This is a genomic window from Shinella sp. SUS2, from assembly GCF_001262505.1.
GTDB lineage: Bacteria > Pseudomonadota > Alphaproteobacteria > Rhizobiales > Rhizobiaceae > Shinella.
In genome coordinates this window covers 81,568-100,067 of the sequence record NZ_KQ410743.1, presented here as the reverse complement: position 1 = coordinate 100,067, position 18,500 = coordinate 81,568, and the positions used below count along the sequence as shown (strand labels likewise).

General features: G+C 63.0%; 16 protein-coding genes. 3 read left to right on the top strand and 13 right to left on the bottom strand.

Features of this window, described 5'->3' with window-relative positions:
• Positions 1 to 46: 46 nt before the first annotated feature.
• Positions 47 to 847 carry an HAD-IIB family hydrolase gene (locus tag AKG11_RS27290; RefSeq protein ID WP_050746178.1) on the bottom strand — a complete coding sequence of 267 codons (801 nt, stop codon included), beginning with the start codon at positions 845 to 847 and terminating at the stop codon, positions 47 to 49.
• Between the two features lie 501 nt (positions 848 to 1,348).
• On the opposite strand from AKG11_RS27290, the gene AKG11_RS27285 reads away from it, so the two are divergent.
• On the top strand, positions 1,349 to 2,344 hold the full coding sequence (locus AKG11_RS27285; protein ID WP_050746171.1) for a KpsF/GutQ family sugar-phosphate isomerase: 996 nt from the start codon (positions 1,349 to 1,351) through the stop codon (positions 2,342 to 2,344).
• A gap of 62 nt (positions 2,345 to 2,406) precedes the next feature.
• Here the strand turns inward: AKG11_RS27285 and AKG11_RS27280 are convergent, their stop codons facing one another.
• The 10 genes from AKG11_RS27280 to AKG11_RS27235 form a co-directional block, all read right to left on the bottom strand.
• On the bottom strand, positions 2,407 to 2,865 hold the full coding sequence (locus AKG11_RS27280) for an NfeD family protein (RefSeq protein ID WP_050746170.1): 459 nt from the start codon (positions 2,863 to 2,865) through the stop codon (positions 2,407 to 2,409).
• 1 nt (position 2,866) lies between these two features.
• Entirely contained in the window at positions 2,867 to 3,898 is a 1,032-nt protein-coding gene (locus AKG11_RS27275; RefSeq protein WP_024271655.1) for an SPFH domain-containing protein, read from the bottom strand.
• Between the two features lie 97 nt (positions 3,899 to 3,995).
• Positions 3,996 to 5,027, bottom strand: a complete 1,032-nt coding sequence (hemH, locus tag AKG11_RS27270) for a ferrochelatase (protein ID WP_050746177.1) — start codon at positions 5,025 to 5,027, stop codon at positions 3,996 to 3,998.
• 196 nt (positions 5,028 to 5,223) lie between these two features.
• A complete protein-coding gene (locus AKG11_RS27265) occupies positions 5,224 to 7,152 on the bottom strand; it encodes a 5'-nucleotidase C-terminal domain-containing protein (protein WP_050746169.1) in 1,929 nt (642 codons plus the stop codon).
• 205 nt (positions 7,153 to 7,357) lie between these two features.
• Positions 7,358 to 7,729, bottom strand: a complete 372-nt coding sequence (gene omp10, locus AKG11_RS27260; RefSeq protein ID WP_023512861.1) for an outer membrane lipoprotein Omp10 — start codon at positions 7,727 to 7,729, stop codon at positions 7,358 to 7,360.
• Positions 7,730 to 7,900: 171 nt separating this feature from the next.
• On the bottom strand, positions 7,901 to 9,352 hold the full coding sequence (locus AKG11_RS27255) for a homospermidine synthase (protein WP_050746168.1): 1,452 nt from the start codon (positions 9,350 to 9,352) through the stop codon (positions 7,901 to 7,903).
• A gap of 133 nt (positions 9,353 to 9,485) precedes the next feature.
• The gene (locus AKG11_RS27250) at positions 9,486 to 10,379 is read right to left on the bottom strand and encodes a heme-dependent oxidative N-demethylase family protein (RefSeq protein WP_050746167.1); all 894 of its coding nucleotides are present in this window, start codon (positions 10,377 to 10,379) and stop codon (positions 9,486 to 9,488) included.
• On the bottom strand, positions 10,376 to 11,008 hold the full coding sequence (locus tag AKG11_RS27245; RefSeq protein WP_050746166.1) for an aminotransferase class IV family protein: 633 nt from the start codon (positions 11,006 to 11,008) through the stop codon (positions 10,376 to 10,378). The genes AKG11_RS27250 and AKG11_RS27245 overlap by 4 nt, the downstream gene beginning before the upstream one ends.
• Positions 10,993 to 12,150 (bottom strand): aminodeoxychorismate synthase component I, encoded by a 1,158-nt coding sequence (locus AKG11_RS27240; protein WP_050746165.1) that lies wholly within the window; start codon positions 12,148 to 12,150, stop codon positions 10,993 to 10,995. Before AKG11_RS27240 ends, AKG11_RS27245 begins: the two co-directional genes overlap by 16 nt.
• 21 nt (positions 12,151 to 12,171) lie before the next feature.
• Positions 12,172 to 14,019: a M3 family oligoendopeptidase gene (locus AKG11_RS27235; RefSeq protein ID WP_050746164.1), complete on the bottom strand. Its 1,848-nt coding sequence runs from the start codon at positions 14,017 to 14,019 to the stop codon at positions 12,172 to 12,174.
• A gap of 177 nt (positions 14,020 to 14,196) precedes the next feature.
• On the opposite strand from AKG11_RS27235, the gene AKG11_RS27230 reads away from it, so the two are divergent.
• Positions 14,197 to 15,729, top strand: coding sequence for a sigma-54-dependent transcriptional regulator (locus tag AKG11_RS27230; RefSeq protein WP_050746163.1), 1,533 nt, complete (start codon positions 14,197 to 14,199; stop codon positions 15,727 to 15,729).
• Positions 15,730 to 15,904: 175 nt separating this feature from the next.
• Positions 15,905 to 17,698: a peptidoglycan L,D-endopeptidase MepK gene (locus tag AKG11_RS27225; RefSeq protein WP_050746162.1), complete on the top strand. Its 1,794-nt coding sequence runs from the start codon at positions 15,905 to 15,907 to the stop codon at positions 17,696 to 17,698.
• 127 nt (positions 17,699 to 17,825) lie between these two features.
• On the opposite strand, the gene AKG11_RS27220 is transcribed toward AKG11_RS27225, so the two are convergent.
• Entirely contained in the window at positions 17,826 to 18,089 is a 264-nt protein-coding gene (locus tag AKG11_RS27220; RefSeq protein WP_023516225.1) for a DUF2312 domain-containing protein, read from the bottom strand.
• A 97-nt stretch (positions 18,090 to 18,186) separates the two neighbouring features.
• Entirely contained in the window at positions 18,187 to 18,492 is a 306-nt protein-coding gene (locus AKG11_RS27215; RefSeq protein WP_050746161.1) for a DUF1244 domain-containing protein, read from the bottom strand.
• Positions 18,493 to 18,500 lie beyond the last annotated feature (8 nt).

Sequence of the window (18,500 nt, the reverse complement as noted above, 5' to 3'; positions counted from 1 at the left end):
GCAGCAACCTCATCACTATAGCCCGATTTGCCTAACTCGCGCGTGCTCATGCCGCGTGGCTGCTCGGATGCTTACACACGATCACGGCATTTACTGCTTCAACGAAGCCTGCACCTCCCGGCCCGCGCGTAATCCAGCGCGGCGATTGGGGGAGCTGGTCGAGGTAGTCAGTCACGGTACTGACGCCTACCGTATGCTGGAAGAACGAGAACATCGGCGCGTCGTTAGTGGAATCTCCGGTGTAAAGGACCGCGGAGCGGTCAGCGTCTATGTCGAGGTCATAGTGTTCTAGAAGCACCCGCCGCGCCATCGCCAGCTTGTCATATTTCCCGAGCCAGCCGAGCACCCAAAGATTGTTAACTGTGGCATCGGCTGAAGCGTCGCAAAGTGCGTTAAGGATCGCGGCGCGCACTTCCGCATCCTTCGGTTGTTCAAAGGCAAGGCTGGTGAGCCGGAACGGCTGATCGTCGGCAAAGCTGGCGGAAGGAACGGCGCGTTGCACTTGCCGCCCGATTTCCTCGAGGCGTTCGGATACGGCCGGACGGTCATCATCACTATGCCAGAAATGTCGCTCGATGCCATGTCCGGCATCATGACGGCGGAAGAAGAACCCGCCATTTTCCCCGATTACGCCATCCACGGGCCACATGCGGGCCATCTGATCGCACCATCCGGCCGGGGCGGCGGTTACCGGAATTACCTTCACTCCTGCCGCCTGCAAATTCTCAAGAGCTAAATAGGTGTGCCCCGCAAGCCGGCCTTGATAGGTCAGCGTCTCATCCATGTCGGTCAGGACGAACTGCACATCTCGAAACGTGGAAATGTCGGCGTGTTCTAGCGGTCGCACATAGTCCTCCAGGAGTGATTGTCGCAAAAATTGCGAATATTGTTCGAGTTCTGCGCATAACATTCGCGGCGTTGCAGAGTACGGATTTTTGCAACGACAACGCCGTTGGTAGGAATGGTGTGCATCCCATCCAGCTCAGTTCCGCACCTCGGCGAACACGTCTAGCAAAACAGTGCATTCTTGCGGCAAGTCTTTCGCGCCAGTCGTGCCCTTCAAGACCCGCGCCTCGAGAATCTTCTCGATAGCGACCTTCGCCGCGCGCACATGCACCGGAACGTCATCGTCAAGCCTTTGGCCGAATTGTCATTTCCATCATTCACACCTCAGGCGCCAGTTCATCATGGCGCCTCTAAAATCTGGTGCATGCGCATTGTGTATGTAAAGCAACACTGGCTAAATCGTTGTGGTTAACGCTTGGTTGCCGACCGCCAGCTCACTCGCCGTAACAATCTGCGTTCTTTCGTGCATGGACAGAAGATTGCAAAAGCGCTAACGAGGCGCATGATCAAAAGACAGGCAAAAGTTGACAGTGCCGGCGCCATTGCCTCGGCAATCCGTACCGTCGAAACCGAAAAGGCTGGCCTTGCCGCCCTTTCGACGGCCCTTGAAGGGCGGCTCTTCGACGCATTTTGCGAAGCTGTTCGCGTCATCGGCGATATCAGCGGCCGCGTCATCGTGACGGGTATCGGCAAGTCGGGGCATATCGGGGCCAAGATCGCCGCGACGCTTGCCTCCACCGGTACGCCATCCTTCTTCGTGCATCCCGTCGAGGCCAATCACGGCGATCTCGGCATGATTGGGCGTGACGATGTCATCCTCGCCATGTCCTGGAGCGGCGAAACGGCCGAACTGCAGGGTATCGTTTCCTATTCCCGCCGTTTTTCCATCCCGCTGATCGCCATCACGTCAGGCGAGCGCTCGGCTCTTGCCCGCGAGGCGGATACGCTGCTGCTGCTGCCGAAGGAGCAGGAGGCCTGCCCGCACGGCCTGGCACCCACCACCTCCACGCTGATGCAGCTTTCCCTCGGTGATGCGCTTGCGGTTGCCCTTCTCGAAGCCCGCGGCTTCACCGCAACGGACTTCAAGACCTTCCACCCCGGCGGCAAGCTCGGCGCCAGTCTTTCCCATGTCGGCGACATCATGCACAGCGGCGAAAACATGCCGCTCGTTCCTCTCGGCACGTCCATGCCGGATGCGGTTCTGCTCCTGTCGCAGAAGCGTTACGGCTGCGTCGGCGTCATCAATGACGAGGGCATTCTCGTCGGCATCGTCACCGACGGCGATATCGCGCGCAACCTTTCGCGCAATCTTGCCGAACTCAGCGTCGACGAGATCATGACGCGCGGCCCCAAGACGGTGAAGCCGTCGACCTTGGCAACCGCCGCGCTTGGTCTGCTCAACCAGTACAACATTTCCGCGCTGATCGTTACGGACGAGACATTCCGTCCTGTCGGCGTCGTGCATTTCCACGACCTGCTGCGAATCGGCGTCGCCTGATCCGCATCCTCCACGGCTCGTACCAAAACCCCCGCATTTCCCGGAAATGCGGGGGTTTTGTTTCAAGCAGGCTCGACCATGAGATCGCGGCCATTGCTGGCCGTGACGCGCACGCGCGCGCCGACCGGCAGGTCCGGGCCCTGCACGCTCCACATCGTATCATCGAGGCGAATGCGACCGCGGCCTTCGCTGATCGGCTGCTCCAGCGTCGCGGTGCGGCCGACGAGGCTCTGGCCGCGTTGATTGAGATGAGGCTGGTCGGAGGCGGTGCCGCGTGCGCTGACGATGCGCCGGCCGATCAAAACGGCGACAAGCGACAGAACGGCAAAGACCAGCCATTGCACATGCCAGGTCCAGAAGGCCGTCTCCCAGAGCAGCAGCGAGAGAGCGCCGGTGATAACTGCCGCGATGCCGATCCACACGAGGAAGACGCCGGGCATCAGCACTTCGAGGATCAGCAGCACGATGCCGAGTACCCACCATGCCCAGGGGCCGAGTTCCGTGACGATGCGCTGGATCATCTCAGCTTCCTTGCGGCGTATCGAACGGGTTTCGGAACGCAGGCGTCGAGGCGGTGGTTGTCGTGGCGGGCGTCGACTGGCGCGTGCGCGGCGTGCTGGCCACCTGCGCGCCGCCGCTCCCAAAGACTTCCCTGGCGATCGCACCGATACCGCCGAGCGAACCGATGAGTGAGGAAGCCTCCATCGGCATCAGCACAACCTTCGAGTTCGGCGCCTTGCCGATCGAGGCCATAGCCTCGGTGTACTTCTGTGCGACGAAGTAGTTGATGGCCTGCACGTCACCGGCTGCGATGGCCTCGGAGACCATCTTCGTTGCCTTGGCCTCGGCTTCGGCGAGGCGTTCACGCGCCTCGGCATCACGAAACGCCGCTTCGCGCTGGCCCTCGGCCTCGAGGATCGCAGACTGCTTGGCGCCTTCCGCGCGCAGGATCTGTGCATTGCGCGAGCCCTCCGCTTCCAGCACCTGCGCGCGCTTTTCACGCTCGGCCTTCATCTGCCGCGCCATGGAATCGACGAGGTCCTTCGGCGGCGCGATGTCCTTGATCTCGACGCGGGTGATCTTCACGCCCCAGGGATTGGCGGCCTCATCGACGACGCGCAGAAGCTGGTCGTTGATCTTGTCGCGGTTGGAGAGCAGCTCGTCGAGGTCCATCGATCCCATGACCGAGCGGATGTTGGTCATGGTGAGGTTGATGATGGCATGCTCGAGATTGGCGACCTGGTAGGCCGCCTGGGCGGGGTTCAGAATCTGGTAGAAGGCGACGGCGTCGGAGGCGACGCTGGCATTGTCGCGTGTGATGACTTCCTGCGTCGGGATGTCGAGCACCTGCTCCATCACGTTCATCTTCGCACCGATGCGGTCGATAAAGGGGATGATCAGGTTAAGGCCGGGATCCAGCGTACGCGTATAACGGCCGAAGCGCTCTACCGTGTACTGATATCCCTGCGGAATGGTCTTGATCCCGGCAAAAAGAATCAGGATGACCAGCACCACGAGGGCGATGACGACGATATCCAGTCCGGCTAAATCCATAGTTCTTCTCTCCAACAGACAATGCGACGCGGCGCCACTTTAAGGAATACGGACCGCGACGCCAGTCTATTTGGACGAAGACAAGATTTATCCGGTATCAGATCCAGCCGGAAAGCTCGCGTCGCACGACCTTTTCGAGGACGGCCATGCCCTCGGGCGAATCGTTGAGACAGGGAATGTGCGCGAACTTTTCGCCGCCATTGTGCAGGAAGCTCTCGGCGGCCTGCTCGGCGATCTCCTCCAGCGTTTCCAGGCAGTCGGAAACGAAGCCGGGATTGAGAACGGCGATGCGCTTGATGCCTTCCTGTGCCAGCTTCTCCACGGTCTTGTCCGTATAGGGTTGCAGCCATTCTTCCGGCCCGAAGCGCGACTGGAAGGTGACGACGAGCTTCTCCTTCGACCAGCCGAGCCGTTCGCGCAGCAGCCGTGCGGTCTTCTGGCACTGGCAGTAGTAGGGATCGCCCTTGTCGAAATAGCTTTGAGGAATACCATGGAACGAGGTCAGCACCCGCTCGGGTTCCCAGTCGAGCGTTGCCAGGTGCTTCTCGATCGAGATGGCGAGCGCGTCGATATAGGCCGGGTCGTCGTGGTAGGGCGGCACGGTGCGTAGGGCCGGCTGCCAGCGCATCTTCAAAAGAGTCTCGAAGGCCTTGTCGTTGACGGTTGCCGTGGTTGCGGCCGCATATTGCGGGTAGAGCGGGAAGACGAGGATGCGCTCGCAGCCGGCCTTCTGCAGATAGTCCATGCGCGAGGCGATGGAAGGCTGGCCGTAGCGCATCGCCCAGTCGACGACGACCTCGGAGCAATCGGAGAGGGCCGTTGCCATCAGCTCGGCCTGGCTGCGCGTATAGGTGCGCAGGTAGCTCTCGTTCTTCTCCTTGTTCCAGATCGTCTCGTAGGCCTTGCCGACCTTGCCCGGGCGGGTGTTGAGGACGATACCGAAGAGGATGGGATACCAGGCGATCCTCGGCCATTCGATGACGCGCTTGTCGGTCAGGAATTCCTTCAGGTAGCGGCGCATCGAGGTGTAATCGGTACCATCGGGCGTGCCGAGATTGACCAGCAGCACACCGACCTTCCCGTGTTTGACGGGCGTGTGGTCGGCGGGCTTGGCGGCGATGTCCTGCATGGTGCGGTCCTCGGCGTGCGGAGTGTCGTTCATTGCTCTTGGGCTTTTTCTTCTTGCAAGTGCGGGTGCAAGACCGCGGCATGCGCGCTGGATTGCTCCTAACGCGGCGGACGCCCGGTCGGCTCAGAATCGTTCTAAAAAGAAATGCCGGCCCGGGAAAGCCCGGGCCGGCAGAAATAGTGGAGACAAATTGTCCTTATTTGGTCGGGATGGACAGTTCCGTCCCGACATGCAGGGCGCGCGGCCGCGGATTGCCGTTGGCTTCCGCAATCTTGCGCCATAGCGTGCCGTCGCCATAGGCCGCCTTGGCAAGATCCCAAAGCGTGTCGCCACGGGCGATGACATGCTTGCCGCCGGCCGCCACCGTTGCGGTTTCGGCCGTCGTGGTCGTAGTGCCCGATGCGGCTTCGCCGGATGTTGCGGTGCCTTCGGCCGACTTGGTTGCCGTTTCGCCTGCAGCGGGCTTGGCCTCGGTTCCGGTCGCTGTCTCCGTGCTTGCCGGGGTCTCGACGACCGTGGCATTGGCGACTTCCGTGATGCGGCCATCCGTATAAGGCTGGTAGGGGCGGTGTGCTGCAAGATAGTCGGCGACGACCAGTTCCAGGTTCGGGCCGAAATCGTAAGCGTTCTGACCCGCCTTGGCGAAGACCGAGTAACCGTCACCGCCGGCGCGCATGTAGTTGTTCGAGACGATGCCGTAGGTCTTGGCCGGATCGAGCGGCACGAAGGCCCCGCCTTCCTTCACCTCGACGGAAACGACGCGGCTGCCTGCCGGCTTCGACTTGTCGAAGGAGTATTTCATGCCGGAGACCTGCGGGAAGCGGCCAGCGCCCTCCTCGATCTGGCCGAGGCCGTTTTCGAGAGCGGCGACGAGGTCCGAGCCCTTGAGCTGGAAGGTGGCGACCGTGTTCTGGAACGGCAGCACCGACAGCACTTCGCCCATGGAGACCGGGCCGCCGTCGATGGAGGCGCGCAGGCCCCCGCCATTGGTGATGGCGATGGTCATGCCCTGGCTCTTGGTGCGGTCGAGGATGGCGTCGGCCACCAGGTTGCCCATCGCGCATTCGGCGGCGCGGCACACTTCGCGCGAGCCGTCGATCGGCGCGGCGCTCTCGGCGACGATCTTGTTCTTCAGTTCCTCGATCGGACCGCCCAGCTCCTTGATGCGGGCGAGCACGGCCTCGTCGGGCTTGATGGAGCCGTCGATCAGCACCGGTTCACCGGAGGATTCCTTCACGACGCCCGCATCGTCGAAAACGACCTTGAGATTGCCCAGATACTTGGAGTAGGCCGCGGCCTGCACGACGGGCACCTTGTAGCCGCCGGGATTGTCGACCAGCGTCGGGTAAGGGCCTTCCGCCTTGTCCGAGGTGTTGGAGAGGAACGTGTTGGTGTGGCCGCCGACCACCACATCGACGTCGGGGATCTTGGCGATGGCCGCGAGGTCGCGCGGATAGCCGACATGGGTCAGCGCAATGATCTTGTTGACGCCCTGCTTCTTCAATTCGCCGATGGCGGCGGTAATGTCGGCGACGTCGTCGCCGATCAGGACATTCGGGCCGGGCGAGGAGAGTTCCGCCGTGTCGTTCGCCACCGCGCCGACGATGCCGATCTTCTGGCCACCCTGGTCGAGCACGATGAACGGCTTGATGCGGTCGCCGATCTTCGAGGAGGCGCTGGCCGCGACGTTCGCGGTGACGACGGGGAACTGCACCTTGTCAAGGAAGGTCGCGAGGCCATCCTCGCTGTCGTCGAATTCATGGTTGCCGACGGTCATGGCGTCGAATTTCATGAGATTGAGGAACTCGGCTTCCACTGCGCCCTTGTAGGTGGTGTAGAAGAGCGAACCCTGGAAGTTGTCGCCTGCATTGAGCAGCAGCACGTTCTTGCCCGTCAGTGCCTGGCGCTGGGTGTCGATCGCGGTCTTGAGGCGGGCGACGCCGCCGAAGCACTCACCCTTGCCTTCCTCCTCGGCAGAGCAGGTCGAATCGAACTTGTTGATCGCCTCGATGCGCGAATGCAGGTCGTTGATGTGCAGGATGTTCAGCTCGTAATCGGCAAGCGCCGAGCCGCTGGAGAGCGCGATGATGGAGGCGGCCAGAAGGCCGGATCGGAAAAACGTCATGGTCCTCTTCTCCTTGTTTGCCCGCGACGCCGCGGGAGGGGCGGTCCGTTTCTCGATAAACCGGAAACATGACAGCCAGCCGGCGGATGTTTTCACCGGTCGCGGAGGAGTTCAAGAGAAAAGGTGAGGGGCCACAGGCCGCGCATGTTTATGAGGTAAAACGAAAAAAGGGCCTTGCGGCCCTTTCCGTTCATATGCCGGTCGCTCAAGCCCGGCGGGCAAGCGAGAACTGTGCGCCTTCCGCCGTCGTGCAGTTCAGCTGGCTCTGGCTGACCAGCGCGCAATTGACCTTGGACTGGGTGTTGCGCACCAGCGAGGTCATGTTGATCTCGACAAGCGTCGGCGAGGTGTTGATGTAGGTACCGGAGGCGAGAAGCTGGTTCGTGTCGGTCGTGCGCGTCGTGAACGTGCCGGCCTGGAAGGTGGAGACGATGCCGTTCGGGTCTACCCAGGCCCCCTCCACACCCTGCGCCACGGGGCGCTGGGTCACCGGCAGGTCGCGCGGTGCGCGCTCGGACTGGCACGAGGCAAGCGCGACGGCGGCGGTCAGCAGGCTGAGGACTGTGATCGGCTTCATATGGGTCTCCCAGGGTCACGGCGGCGCGAACCACCCGTCCAATTCGGCAAACCATGCCGCGAAGAGACGTCGAAAGCAAGACGCGCTGCCGGGGCGACGGGCATTATCCCATTGAAAGCGAAGACGCCCGCGGTGTTGCCGCGGGCGTCCTGTTGCAAAATGAAGGCCGGTTCAGCGAACCAGAATGTTCCTGAACTGCCACGGATCCTTCGTGTCGAGGTCTTCCGGGAAGAGGCCCGGGCGGCCGTCGAGCGGGGTCCAGTCGGTATAGTGGCCTTCGACCGGGCCGAGATAGGGCGTCTGCACTTCGAGGCAGCGCTTGTAGTCGACCTCGTCAGCTTCCACGATACCGGCCTTCGGGTTTTCCAGCGCCCAGACCATGCCGGCGAGCACGGCGGAGGTCACCTGCAGGCCGGTCGCGTTCTGATAGGGGGCGATGCGGCGGGTCTCTTCCAGCGACAGGCGCGAACCGTACCAGTAGGCGTTCTTGTCGTGGCCGTAGAGCAGCACGCCGAGCTCGTCGACGCCATCGACCAGTTCGTTCTCGTCGAGAACGTGCAGGACGGGCTGCTGGTTGCCGCCATTGCCGAACATCTCGTGCAGCGAGATCACGGCGTCGTTGGCCGGATGGTAGGCGTAGTGGCAGGTCGGGCGGTAGGTGACGTGTCCGTCCTTGTCGCGCACGGTGAAGAAGTCGGCGATCGAGATCGACTCGTTGTGGGTGACGAGGAAGCCGTATTGCGGGCCGGGCGTCGGGCACCAGGAGCGCACGCGCGTGTTGGCGCCGGGCTGTTCCAGGTAGATCGCTGCCTTGCAGCCCTTCTTGTGCTTCTTGGCGTTCTTCGGCATCCAGTTCTCGTGGGTGCCCCAGCCGAGCTCGGCCGGCTGCAGGCCTTCCGAGATGAAGCCCTCGACCGACCAGGTGTTCCAGAAGGTGTTGAACGGCTTCGGGTTCTTTGTGCGCTGGGTATCGCGCTCGGCGATGTGCACGCCCTTGACGCCGACCTTCTTCATCAGCTTGGCCCAGCCTTCGCGGTCGTCCTGCGTCGGCTCATCGAACTTGATGTCGAGATCCCTGGCAAGGTTCACAAGCGCCTGCTTGACGAACCAGGAGACCATGCCCGGATTGGCGCCGCAGGTGGAGACCGCGGTCGTGCCGCCGGGGTTCTTTTCCTTTTCCTTGCGCAGCGTTTCGCGCAGCGCATAGTTGGTGCGGTCGGCGTTCTTCATGCCCTTGTCGAAGTAGAAGCCGAGCCAGGGTTCGATGACCGTATCGACATAGAGCACGTCGAGCTTGCGGCAGAGCTTGATCAGGTCCACCGAGCCGGTATCGACAGAGAGGTTGACGCAGAAGCCCTGGCCGCCGCCTTCCGTGAGGAGCGGCTTCAGGAGGTCCTTGTAGTTCTCCTTGGTGACATGGGCCTTGACATGGCGCACGCCGTGGCGGGCGTAGATCTCCGCGTCGGCGGCGTCTTCGCGCGGCTCGATGACGATCAGCCGGTTCCGGTCATATTTGAAGTGGCGCTCGATCAGCGGCAGCGTGCCGCGCCCGATGGAGCCGAAGCCGATCATCACGATCGGGCCGGTGATCTCGCCATAAACCGGATAGGTGCTGTCTGCCATTTGGTTCTCCTGCGGACGGCCGCTTTTGCTGTAAAATCAGGGTCTCGACGGGCCCCATAGCATAATATGGCAGCGCTAGAGCACAGTTTTCTGTCACAATAAAGGGCGGCCGTGGTTTTCCGTCGTGATATTCTTAACCGGCCGCAACCGCCCGCAATTCCGCCACCAGCGCCGCCCTTTTCGTGGCGAGCCCCTTGTAGGTCGCTTGCGGCAGGTTCAGCGCTTCCAGCTGGTCGGCAAAGACGAGCGCAATCTTCCGCGCATCGGACAAGGTGCGCAGCGCGGCAAGCGGATCGGTATAGATGCGGATGGTGAAGAGGATGTCGCCGGAGACCGGCAGCTTGCGCAGCGTCTGTCGCTCGACACGGGCGAAGGTGGTCTCGAGCGACAGTGCGTGCCCGTCCGGCAGGGCGCCATGGGCCTTGGACGCAGGGTAGTGCAGGTCGTCATCCGGATTGATCGACCAGTTGAAGCGGAAGACCGGTTGCTCGACCTTCAGATTGTCGAACATGCGGTTGATCAGAAGGGCATTGCGCGTACCCTCGCCGAAATCCGGCACGGGCGCGTGGATATCCTCCATCCGCCGGCCGAATTTCTCCGGCAGGGACCACGAGGAGGGGAAGGCGACGTAACCGGCGACAAGACGCCAGCCTGTTTCGTCGCGCCGCATCAGCACGAGGTCCTCCTGCACAAGCGCACCAGCGGTGACAAGCGGCGCGTCGTCGGCGTCGAGGGAAATGGTACGCGCATCGGTGGCGATCGCCGATCCTTCGCGGCGATAGAATGCGGGATGGTGCGTCGCCACATGGTCCGCGAGAAGGTCCAGAACCTCCTGTTGTGCGGCACGCGTGCCGACCTCTTCCACGAAGACGACATCACGCTGGTCGGCGATCAGCCGGTCCTTTTCGAGAAGGTAGCGTTCGAGATCGCCATCCGGTTCGATCCAGCGTGCAGGGTCGAGCGGACCGAGGCCGATGGTGAAGAGGCGGGCAGAGCCATCATAGGGCGTGTAGGCGGGGGTTTTCATGAAAGCGTTGCCCGGATGAGCCCGCGCAGGGAATTGCCGACGAAGACCGTGCCCTCGCCGAAGTCTTCCGGTCGCAGGATCTGCTCAGCTGCCTTGCCGCTTTCCAGCAGTTCCTGCCGCAGCACGCCGGCCAGCAGGCCGCAGGCGAGCGGCGGCGTCTTCAGGATACCCGTGCCGTCATCGAGGAAGAGCGAGGTGATGGTGCCCTCGCAAAGCATACCGTGTTCGTTGAGAAGGAGGACTTCGTCTGCCGTCTCGGTGGGGAATTCGGCGCGGGCCGCGGCATAGGCGGCGCGGCGTGAGGTCTTGTGGCGCAACAGTGGATCCACGGACGAAAGGCGGGTTCTGGCGATTTTCAGGCGCCAGATCGCGTCGGGCGCGAGCGGCGTGAACGGAGCCGTCTGCACGTCGATCCGGCCGTCGGCAAAAAGTTCGAGACGGATGCGCAGAGGCGAGATACCCGGCAGGGCAGGAGCGGCGAGCGCCGTTAACAGGGCCTGCCGCGCCTCCTCTGCGCCGTTCAGTCCAAACACACTCGCCGAATGTGCGAGCCGCGTCAGATGCCGTTCCAGCCGCAGGAAACCGGTGCCGGGTTCCCAGCGCAGGGTCTCGATCAGCGAGAGATCCATTGATCCCCCACCGCAAAGCGCGCCTTCAGCAGGCACTCCTCATATTCCGCTTCGGCGGTCGAATCGAAGACGATGCCGCCGCCGACATTGAAGACCGCTTCGCCTTCTTCGAAGATCGAGACGGTGCGGATCGCCACGTTGAAGCGCATGGTGCTGTCGGGCGCGATCACGCCGATCGCGCCGCAATAGGCGTCGCGCGGACCATCCTCCAGGTCGTGCAGGATTTTCATGGCGCTCATCTTCGGCGCGCCGGTGATCGAGCCGCAGGGGAAGAGGGCGGCAAAGATGTCGCGGATCGAGATGTTGGGCAGCAGTTTCGCCCGCACATGGCTGACCATCTGGTGCACGGTCGGATAGGTCTCGACGGCGAAGAGTTTGGGCACGGTGAGCGTGCCGACCTCTGATATGCGCGAGATGTCGTTGCGCAGCAGGTCGACGATCATGCGGTTTTCCGCCTGCGATTTCGGATCGGCCTGCATGGCGGCGATGATGTCTGCGTCCTCCGCCGCATTGGCGCCGCGCGGCGCCGTGCCCTTCATCGGATGCGTCTCGATCCAGCCGTCCTTGTCGATATCGAAAAAAAGTTCCGGCGAGCGGGAGAGGAGAAGCGGCCCGTCGAGCGAGACGAAGGCGCCGTAGCGCACGGGCTGGCGTTCGATCAGCGACCAGAAGGCGGCGAGCGGATCGCCGGTCCAGCGGGCACGGATCGGCATGGTGAGGTTCGCCTGGTAACAGTCGCCCTCCCTCAGATGCCGGTGCAGGCGGCCGAAGCGGCTGCGGTAGGTCTCGAAATCCCAGCCGGCTTTCGGCTCGGTGAGGAAGGGTTCGTTTTCCGTGCGCTGGCGCGGTCTTGCCAGCGGATGGTCGTCCGCCGGCTTTTCGAAGATGCCGAAGCTCATCAGCGGCGTCGGGCGGTTCTCCGGCGCGAAGGGCGCCAGCTTCTCCTCGAAGAGATGGCCGGCCTCATAGCTCATGAAGCCGGCGATCCAGTGGCCGTTGTCGTGCGCCGCCTGCAAGGCCGCGAAGGCGGGTTCGAAGCCGGCGCGATCGCGCACGGTGACGAGGCCAAGCGGCTCGGCGAAAACCACCGTCCGGTCCTCGCGGTCGTCCCTGAGGAGCACAAAGCGTTCGCGGTCGGTCATGCGCGGCTTCTTCTTTCGAGATCAGGCCTTATCAAGCGCTTCCAATTCGTCGATCAGCCCCTCGATCATCGACAATCCCTTGCTCCAGAACGACGGATCGCTCGCATCGAGGCCGAACGGTTTCAGCAGCTCGGTGTGGTGCTTGGTGCCGCCGGCCTTGAGCAGGTCGAAGTATTTTTGCTGGAAGCCGGCTTCGGCTTGGCTGTAGACGGCATAGAGCGAGTTCACGAGGCAATCGCCGAAAGCATAGGCGTAAACGTAGAAGGGCGAGTGGATGAAGTGGGGGATGTAGGCCCAATAGGTCTCGTAACCCTCGGAAATCCGGATCGCCGGGCCGAGGCTTTCCTCCTGCACGGAGAGCCAGAGTTCACCGATCTGGTCGGAGGTGAGTTCACCCTCTTTGCGGGCGGTGTGCACCTTGCGTTCGAATTCGTAGAAGGCGATCTGGCGCACGACCGTATTGATCATGTCCTCGACCTTCTGGGCGAGCATCGCCTTGCGCTCGCGCTTGTCCTTGGTCTTGTCGAGCAGACTGCGGAAGGTCAGCATTTCGCCGAAGACCGAGGCGGTCTCGGCAAGCGTCAGCGGCGTCGAGGCCATCAGTGCGCCCTGGCCGCCGGCCAGCACCTGGTGCACGCCATGGCCGAGTTCGTGGGCGAGCGTCATCACGTCGCGCGGCTTGCCCATGTAGTTGACGAGCACATAGGGGTGCGCGGAGGGTACCGTCGGATGCGCGAAAGCGCCCGGCGCCTTGCCGGGGCGCACCGGCGCGTCGATCCAGCCCTTGTCGAAGAATTCTCGGGCGATATCGGCCATCTCGGGCGCGAAGGCGCTGTAGGCTGACAGCACGGTATCGCGCGCCTCGCTCCACGGAATGATTGCGTCGGGTGTCTCGGGAAGGGGCGCATTGCGATCCCAGAATTCCATCTGCTCCATTCCGAGCCATTTTGCCTTCATCGCATAGTAGCGGTGCGAGAGGCGCGGATACGCTTCGCGCACAGCCGCGGCGAGGGCTGCAACGACCTCGGGTTCGACGCGGTTGGCGAGATGCCGGCTGTCGGCGATGTCGGAAAAGCCGCGCCAACGGTCGGCGATTTCCTTGTCCTTGGCGAGCGTGTTGGTGATCAGCGTGAAGGTGCGGATATTGTCCTTGAAGGTTTTTGCCAGCGCTTGCGCCGCCTTGTGCCGGTCATCCGGGTTGGGCGACTGGAGCTGGTTGAGGGCGATTTCCAGCGGCACTTCCTCGCCGTCGATCGTGTAGCGCAGCGAGGCCATGGTCTCGTCGAAGAGCCGGTTCCAGGCCGCCGCGCCCGTCATGGATTTTTCGAGGAAAAGCTGTTCCGTTTTGTCGTCGAGCTGGTAGGGCTTGTCCTTGCGCAGGTCCTCGATCCAGGGGCGGTAATGCGCGGCAAGCGCGTCCTTCGCCAGCGCCGCTTCGATGCGCTCGTCCGCTATCCTGTTGAGTTCAAGCGAGAAAAACAGCAGATGCGCGCCGAGATCGGTCAGCTTGGACTGGATGTCGCCGTAGAATTTGCCGTTGGCCGGATCGGTCGTGTTGGTGAAATAGGTAAGGCCGGCGAACGAGATGAGGCGGCCCATCACGTCTTCCAGCGCCTCGAATTCGCGTACGGCCGCGCCGATGCCGTCGTCGCCGGTTTTTTCCGTCGCGGCGTCCAGCTTGCCCTTCCATTTTGTCTCGAAGGCGAGCGAGCCGGCTTCTGCCTTCTTCATGTCGCCCTGGAATTCGAGGGAGGTCTGCGAGGGATAGAGATCGGCAAGATTCCAGCCGGGAAGATCGCCCAGTTCGGCGCTGGCGGCGGCGTCCGCCGGCGCGAAGTCGATGCGGGGGGATTGGAAAAATCGGGTCATCGTCTGTCTCTCTTCCAGGTGGGCGGGCAGGTGGGCGGATCGGCCCCTTGCTTGCGTCGGCGTTGGTTAAAATGCAAGCCTTTCTCAAAACGGCATGTTCAACCCTTTCTGCCATGGTCCCCTGGTGTTGAGTTCCCTTGGGCGTGCATGACGCACGCTTCAGGCAAGGAGGTTCCAGTGACGGCCCATATTCTTGTCATCGACGATGATCCTGTCCAGCGCAGGCTGTTGAAGAACATGATCGAGCGCTCCGGCCATGTCGCCCATATGGCGGAAAACGGCCGCGCGGGGCTCGATCTGCTCGATCGCAAGGGCGGTCTGATCAATGTGATCCTGCTCGACCTGATGATGCCGGAAATGAACGGCTCGGCCTTCCTCGATGCGCTTGCCGAGCGGGAGAACACCATCCCCGTCATCGTGCAGACGGGGCAGGGCGGTATCGAGACGGTCGTGATGGCCATGCGCGCCGGCGCCTTCGATTTCGTGGTGAAGCCGGTCTCACCGGAGCGGCTGAACGTTGCCGTCGGCAATGCGCTGAAGATGGACCAGCGCGAAGGCCGCGGCCGCGGCGGGCGTCGAGGTCGCAGCGAGGCCGTACATTTCGACGATATCGTTTCGGCCAGCCCCGAAATGCTGCGCGTCATCGAGCTTGGCCGCCGCGCCGCCCAGTCGAACATCCCCGTCGTGCTGGAAGGCGAATCGGGCGTCGGCAAGGAAATGGTCGCGCGTGCCATCCAGGCGGCCAGCGACCGGGCGCAAAAGCCCTTCGTTACCGTCAATTGCGGTGCGATCCCGCACAATCTCGTCGAAAGCATCCTGTTCGGCCACGAGAAGGGCGCCTTCACCGGTGCGACGGAGCGCCATACCGGCAAGTTCATGGAAGCCGACGGCGGGACGCTGTTCCTCGACGAGATCGGCGACCTGCCGCTCGAAGTGCAGGTGAAGCTTCTGCGTGCGGTGCAGCAGGGCGAGATCGAGACGATCGGCGCCCGCTTCCCGCAGAAGGTCAACGTCCGCCTCATCTCTGCGACCAACCGCGACCTCATCAACGAGGTGCGCGAGGGTCGCTTCCGCGAGGACCTCTACTATCGCCTCAACGTCTTCCCGGTGACGATCCCGGCGCTGCGCAAGCGCAAGGAGGACATCCCGGTTCTGGTGCGTGCCTTCGTGCAGCGCTTTGCCGGCGAACAGAAGCTCGCCCGCCCGCTTGGCGTCTCCGCTGCCGCCATGGCGCTGTTGACCGCCTATGACTGGCCGGGCAACATCCGCCAGCTCGAAAACGCCATCTTCCGTGCCGTCGTGCTTTCGGAAGGCGCAGAACTCACCGCCGCTGATTTTCCGCAGATCGCCGCACAGGTTCCGGGCTACGGCCTTGCCGAAGACGGCGTCGTCACCTGGGAATCGGCGAGCCAGCGTCTGCCCGAGCCGGCCGCCGAAACGCGCCTGCCCAGCGTCTATCCGGACTTTCGCCCGAACGATTCGGCAAGCGTCGAAACCGGGCCGGACAACGCCATTGCCAGCGTCGACAAGGGCGGCCACGTGCGCAAGCTGGCCGATGTGGAAGAGGAACTGATCCGCTTTGCCCTGAAGTTTTATCATGGCCAGATGAGCCAGGTTGCCCGCAAATTGGGCATCGGCCGCTCGACTCTTTATCGCAAACTGAAGGATTATGGCATCGACCCGGACGATCCGTTGAAAGAAGCTGCGTAAAAACCCCTTGAATCCCGGCCACTTGCGATTTCTCGATTGCCGTTTATTCCCTGTTAGTGGATTGTTCACTATAACGGGTGCGCAACGACGAGTGTGGCGTATTTGCCATGCTCTCACCGCAATTGGCAGTCATCTGGGATAACGGACGTTCGTTGTCCTTCGGACGGGGAAAGAGTTGGCAAATTTGTTCGCATCGATGAAGCGCCCCGGGGCCTCCCTGGGCAGCCTCTGCAAGACAGTGTTGCAAAAGCTGCCTAAGGCATTGTCCACGGCTGTGCTGTCTGCTGCCCTCATCCTGCCCACGGCCATTCCCGCGACGGTCCAGGCCGAGAGCGGCAACCGCACGCTCAAGCTCTATTTCATCCATACCAAGGAAAAGGCCGAGATCACCTTCAAGCGCAACGGGCGTTACGATGCGCGCGGCCTGAAGCAGATCAACCAGTTCCTGCGCGACTGGCGCCGCAACGAGCCGACGAAGATGGACCCGCGGCTCCTCGACCTCGTGTGGGAAGTCTACCAGAAGGTCGGCGGCAAGGGTTACATCAACGTCGTCTCTGCCTATCGCTCGCCGGCAACCAACGGCATGCTGCGTTCGCGCTCCAAGGGTGTGGCGAAGAAGAGCCAGCACATGCTCGGCAAGGCGATGGACTTCTATATTCCCGGCGTGAAGCTCGCAAACCTGCGCGCGGCCGCCATGAAATTCCAGGTCGGCGGCGTCGGCTATTACCCGACCTCCGGTTCGCCTTTCGTGCATCTTGATGTCGGCAGCGTGCGCGCCTGGCCGCGCATGAGCCGCCAGGAGCTTGCCCGCCTCTTCCCCGACGGCAAGACCATGCATGTGCCGACAGACGGCAAGCCGCTGCCCGGCTACCAGCAGGCGGTGGCCGACTACAAGCGCCGCGTCGGCGCGGACTCGATCCAGGTGGCCGGCGGCGGCTCGAGCCCGACCGCGTCCAAGCGCAAGGGCGGCTTCCTTGCCGCTCTCTTCGGCGGCGGCGGCGACGAGGATGAAGAACCCGAGATGATCGCCAGCAGCGCCACCATTGCCGACAGCTTCGATGAAGGCGGCGAGAGTGCGGGCGCGAAGGCGAAGGTCGTCGAAGAAAAGAAGCCGGTCGTGGCGGAAGCCGAGACGGAGCTTGCCTTCAACGCGCCGGTGCCGGGCAGCCGCCCCGCCTTCAAGGCCGCCGAGACGACGAGCGAGCTTGCCCTTGTCGCTCCGACGACGAGCGGCGCCGTTGCGGCCCTCGAAGCGGCGACGACCGAAGAGCAGAAGCCTGAATTCGAGGACCTTGCGACCTACAAGATCCCGCTTCCCGTCATGCTCGGTGCGCGCACCGAGCCCGGCGATGCCGAGCCTGGTGCGGTCATGACCGCCGAAGCGGCGGTCGAGGATGCGGAGGAGCTGGCCATGGTTCCAGTGCCGGGCCTGCGTCCTGAGGTCTCGCTTGACCAGACGCAGACCGCGCTGATGGCGGCTGCGGAAGCCGATGTCGCGCTGCCGACCGCTGCCGACCGCTCCGGGCTTGCCGCGCTTGCCGATCCGACGACGGATGGCACTGCCGGCGGTCCGGTCGAAATGGCGGCGCTCGTCTCCACCAATGCCGGAGGCACGCGTTCGCTGGCCGGGCTCGACGCCTTCGACGGCAAGCCGGCGGAAGAGACGATGTCCAAGGGCGGCCGCCCGAAGAAGAAGGATGCCGATGCGGCAAGCCGCGGTGCCATCCGCACCGAGCCGAAGCTGACGCAGAAGATCATCTCGCAATGGGCACTGACCCAGGGCCGTGTCGCGACGCTTTCGAAGCCCGTCAAGGCGCCGCGCTTCGTCAGCCGTACGCTGCGTGCCGCGCCGACGACGGTCTACATGGCCGGCTTCCAGTCGGAAGGCAAGTCGATCGATGCCGGCCGCTTCAGCGGAACCGCCGTCAACTTCATGGAAGTGCGCAAGTTCCAGAGCGCCGAGAACTAAGGTTCGTCGATCATTCCTAAAAAAACCCGCCGGAGCGATCCGGCGGGTTTTTTGTGGTCTGACCTTGCCTCTTCTCAGCCGCCATGCCCGGGCTTGACCCGAGCATGGCGAAAAAGAGGGAGACGGCTCACGCTTCCGGCGGAAGTTCGATCATGCCGAGGGCCTGCAGGTAGGTGTCGAGGATGGCTTCCTGCTCCATGCGCTCGTCCTTGTCCTGCTTGCGGATCTGGATGACCTTGCGCAGGATCTTGGCATCGAAGCCGGTTCCCTTGGCTTCGCCATAGACGTCCTTGATGTCGTCGGCGATGGTTTTCTTTTCTTCCTCGAGGCGCTCGATGCGCTCGATGAACGCGCGAAGCTGGTCGCGGGCGACGCCGTGGGCATCCGACATGGTCTTCTCCTTGGGTGGGATAAAATTCGAAGGCCGTGACTTGCCGCGAACTTCCGGCAAGATCAAGGCCTCCCGCCGATTTTCACGGGGGTAAGGCTCATTCCTTCGGGCGGTTCACCTCGAAGGCGGCCTTCCGTGCCTCGCTCGCCTCGCGCTGGTGGCGCGCGCGCCATTCTTCGTAAGGCATGCCGTAGACGATCTCGCGGGACGCCTCCTTGTCGAGCGGCACGCCCGCTTCGTTCGCCGCCTCGCGGTACCAGTTCGACAGACAGTTGCGGCAGAAGCCGGCGAGGTTCATCAAATCGATGTTCTGCACGTCGCTGCGCTCGCCGAGATGCTTGAGGAGGCGCCGGAAGGCGGCGGCCTCGAACTCGGTCTGCTGTTCCTTGCTGAGCTCGGTCATCGTCTTGG

Bases quoted from the DNA above. Each gene is read 5' to 3' on its own strand.
- AKG11_RS27285 (WP_050746171.1), top strand. From the start codon at position 1,349: ATGATCAAAAGACAGGCAAAAGTTGACAGTGCCGGCGCCATTGCCTCG.
- AKG11_RS27280 (WP_050746170.1), bottom strand. From the start codon at position 2,865: ATGATCCAGCGCATCGTCACGGAACTCGGCCCCTGGGCATGGTGGGTA.
- AKG11_RS27275 (WP_024271655.1), bottom strand. From the start codon at position 3,898: ATGGATTTAGCCGGACTGGATATCGTCGTCATCGCCCTCGTGGTGCTG.
- hemH (WP_050746177.1), bottom strand. From the start codon at position 5,027: ATGCAGGACATCGCCGCCAAGCCCGCCGACCACACGCCCGTCAAACAC.
- AKG11_RS27265 (WP_050746169.1), bottom strand. From the start codon at position 7,152: ATGACGTTTTTCCGATCCGGCCTTCTGGCCGCCTCCATCATCGCGCTC.
- omp10 (WP_023512861.1), bottom strand. From the start codon at position 7,729: ATGAAGCCGATCACAGTCCTCAGCCTGCTGACCGCCGCCGTCGCGCTT.
- AKG11_RS27255 (WP_050746168.1), bottom strand. From the start codon at position 9,352: ATGGCAGACAGCACCTATCCGGTTTATGGCGAGATCACCGGCCCGATC.
- AKG11_RS27250 (WP_050746167.1), bottom strand. From the start codon at position 10,379: ATGAAAACCCCCGCCTACACGCCCTATGATGGCTCTGCCCGCCTCTTC.
- AKG11_RS27245 (WP_050746166.1), bottom strand. From the start codon at position 11,008: ATGGATCTCTCGCTGATCGAGACCCTGCGCTGGGAACCCGGCACCGGT.
- AKG11_RS27240 (WP_050746165.1), bottom strand. From the start codon at position 12,150: ATGACCGACCGCGAACGCTTTGTGCTCCTCAGGGACGACCGCGAGGAC.
- AKG11_RS27235 (WP_050746164.1), bottom strand. From the start codon at position 14,019: ATGACCCGATTTTTCCAATCCCCCCGCATCGACTTCGCGCCGGCGGAC.
- AKG11_RS27220 (WP_023516225.1), bottom strand. From the start codon at position 18,089: ATGTCGGATGCCCACGGCGTCGCCCGCGACCAGCTTCGCGCGTTCATC.
- AKG11_RS27215 (WP_050746161.1), bottom strand. From the start codon at position 18,492: ATGACCGAGCTCAGCAAGGAACAGCAGACCGAGTTCGAGGCCGCCGCC.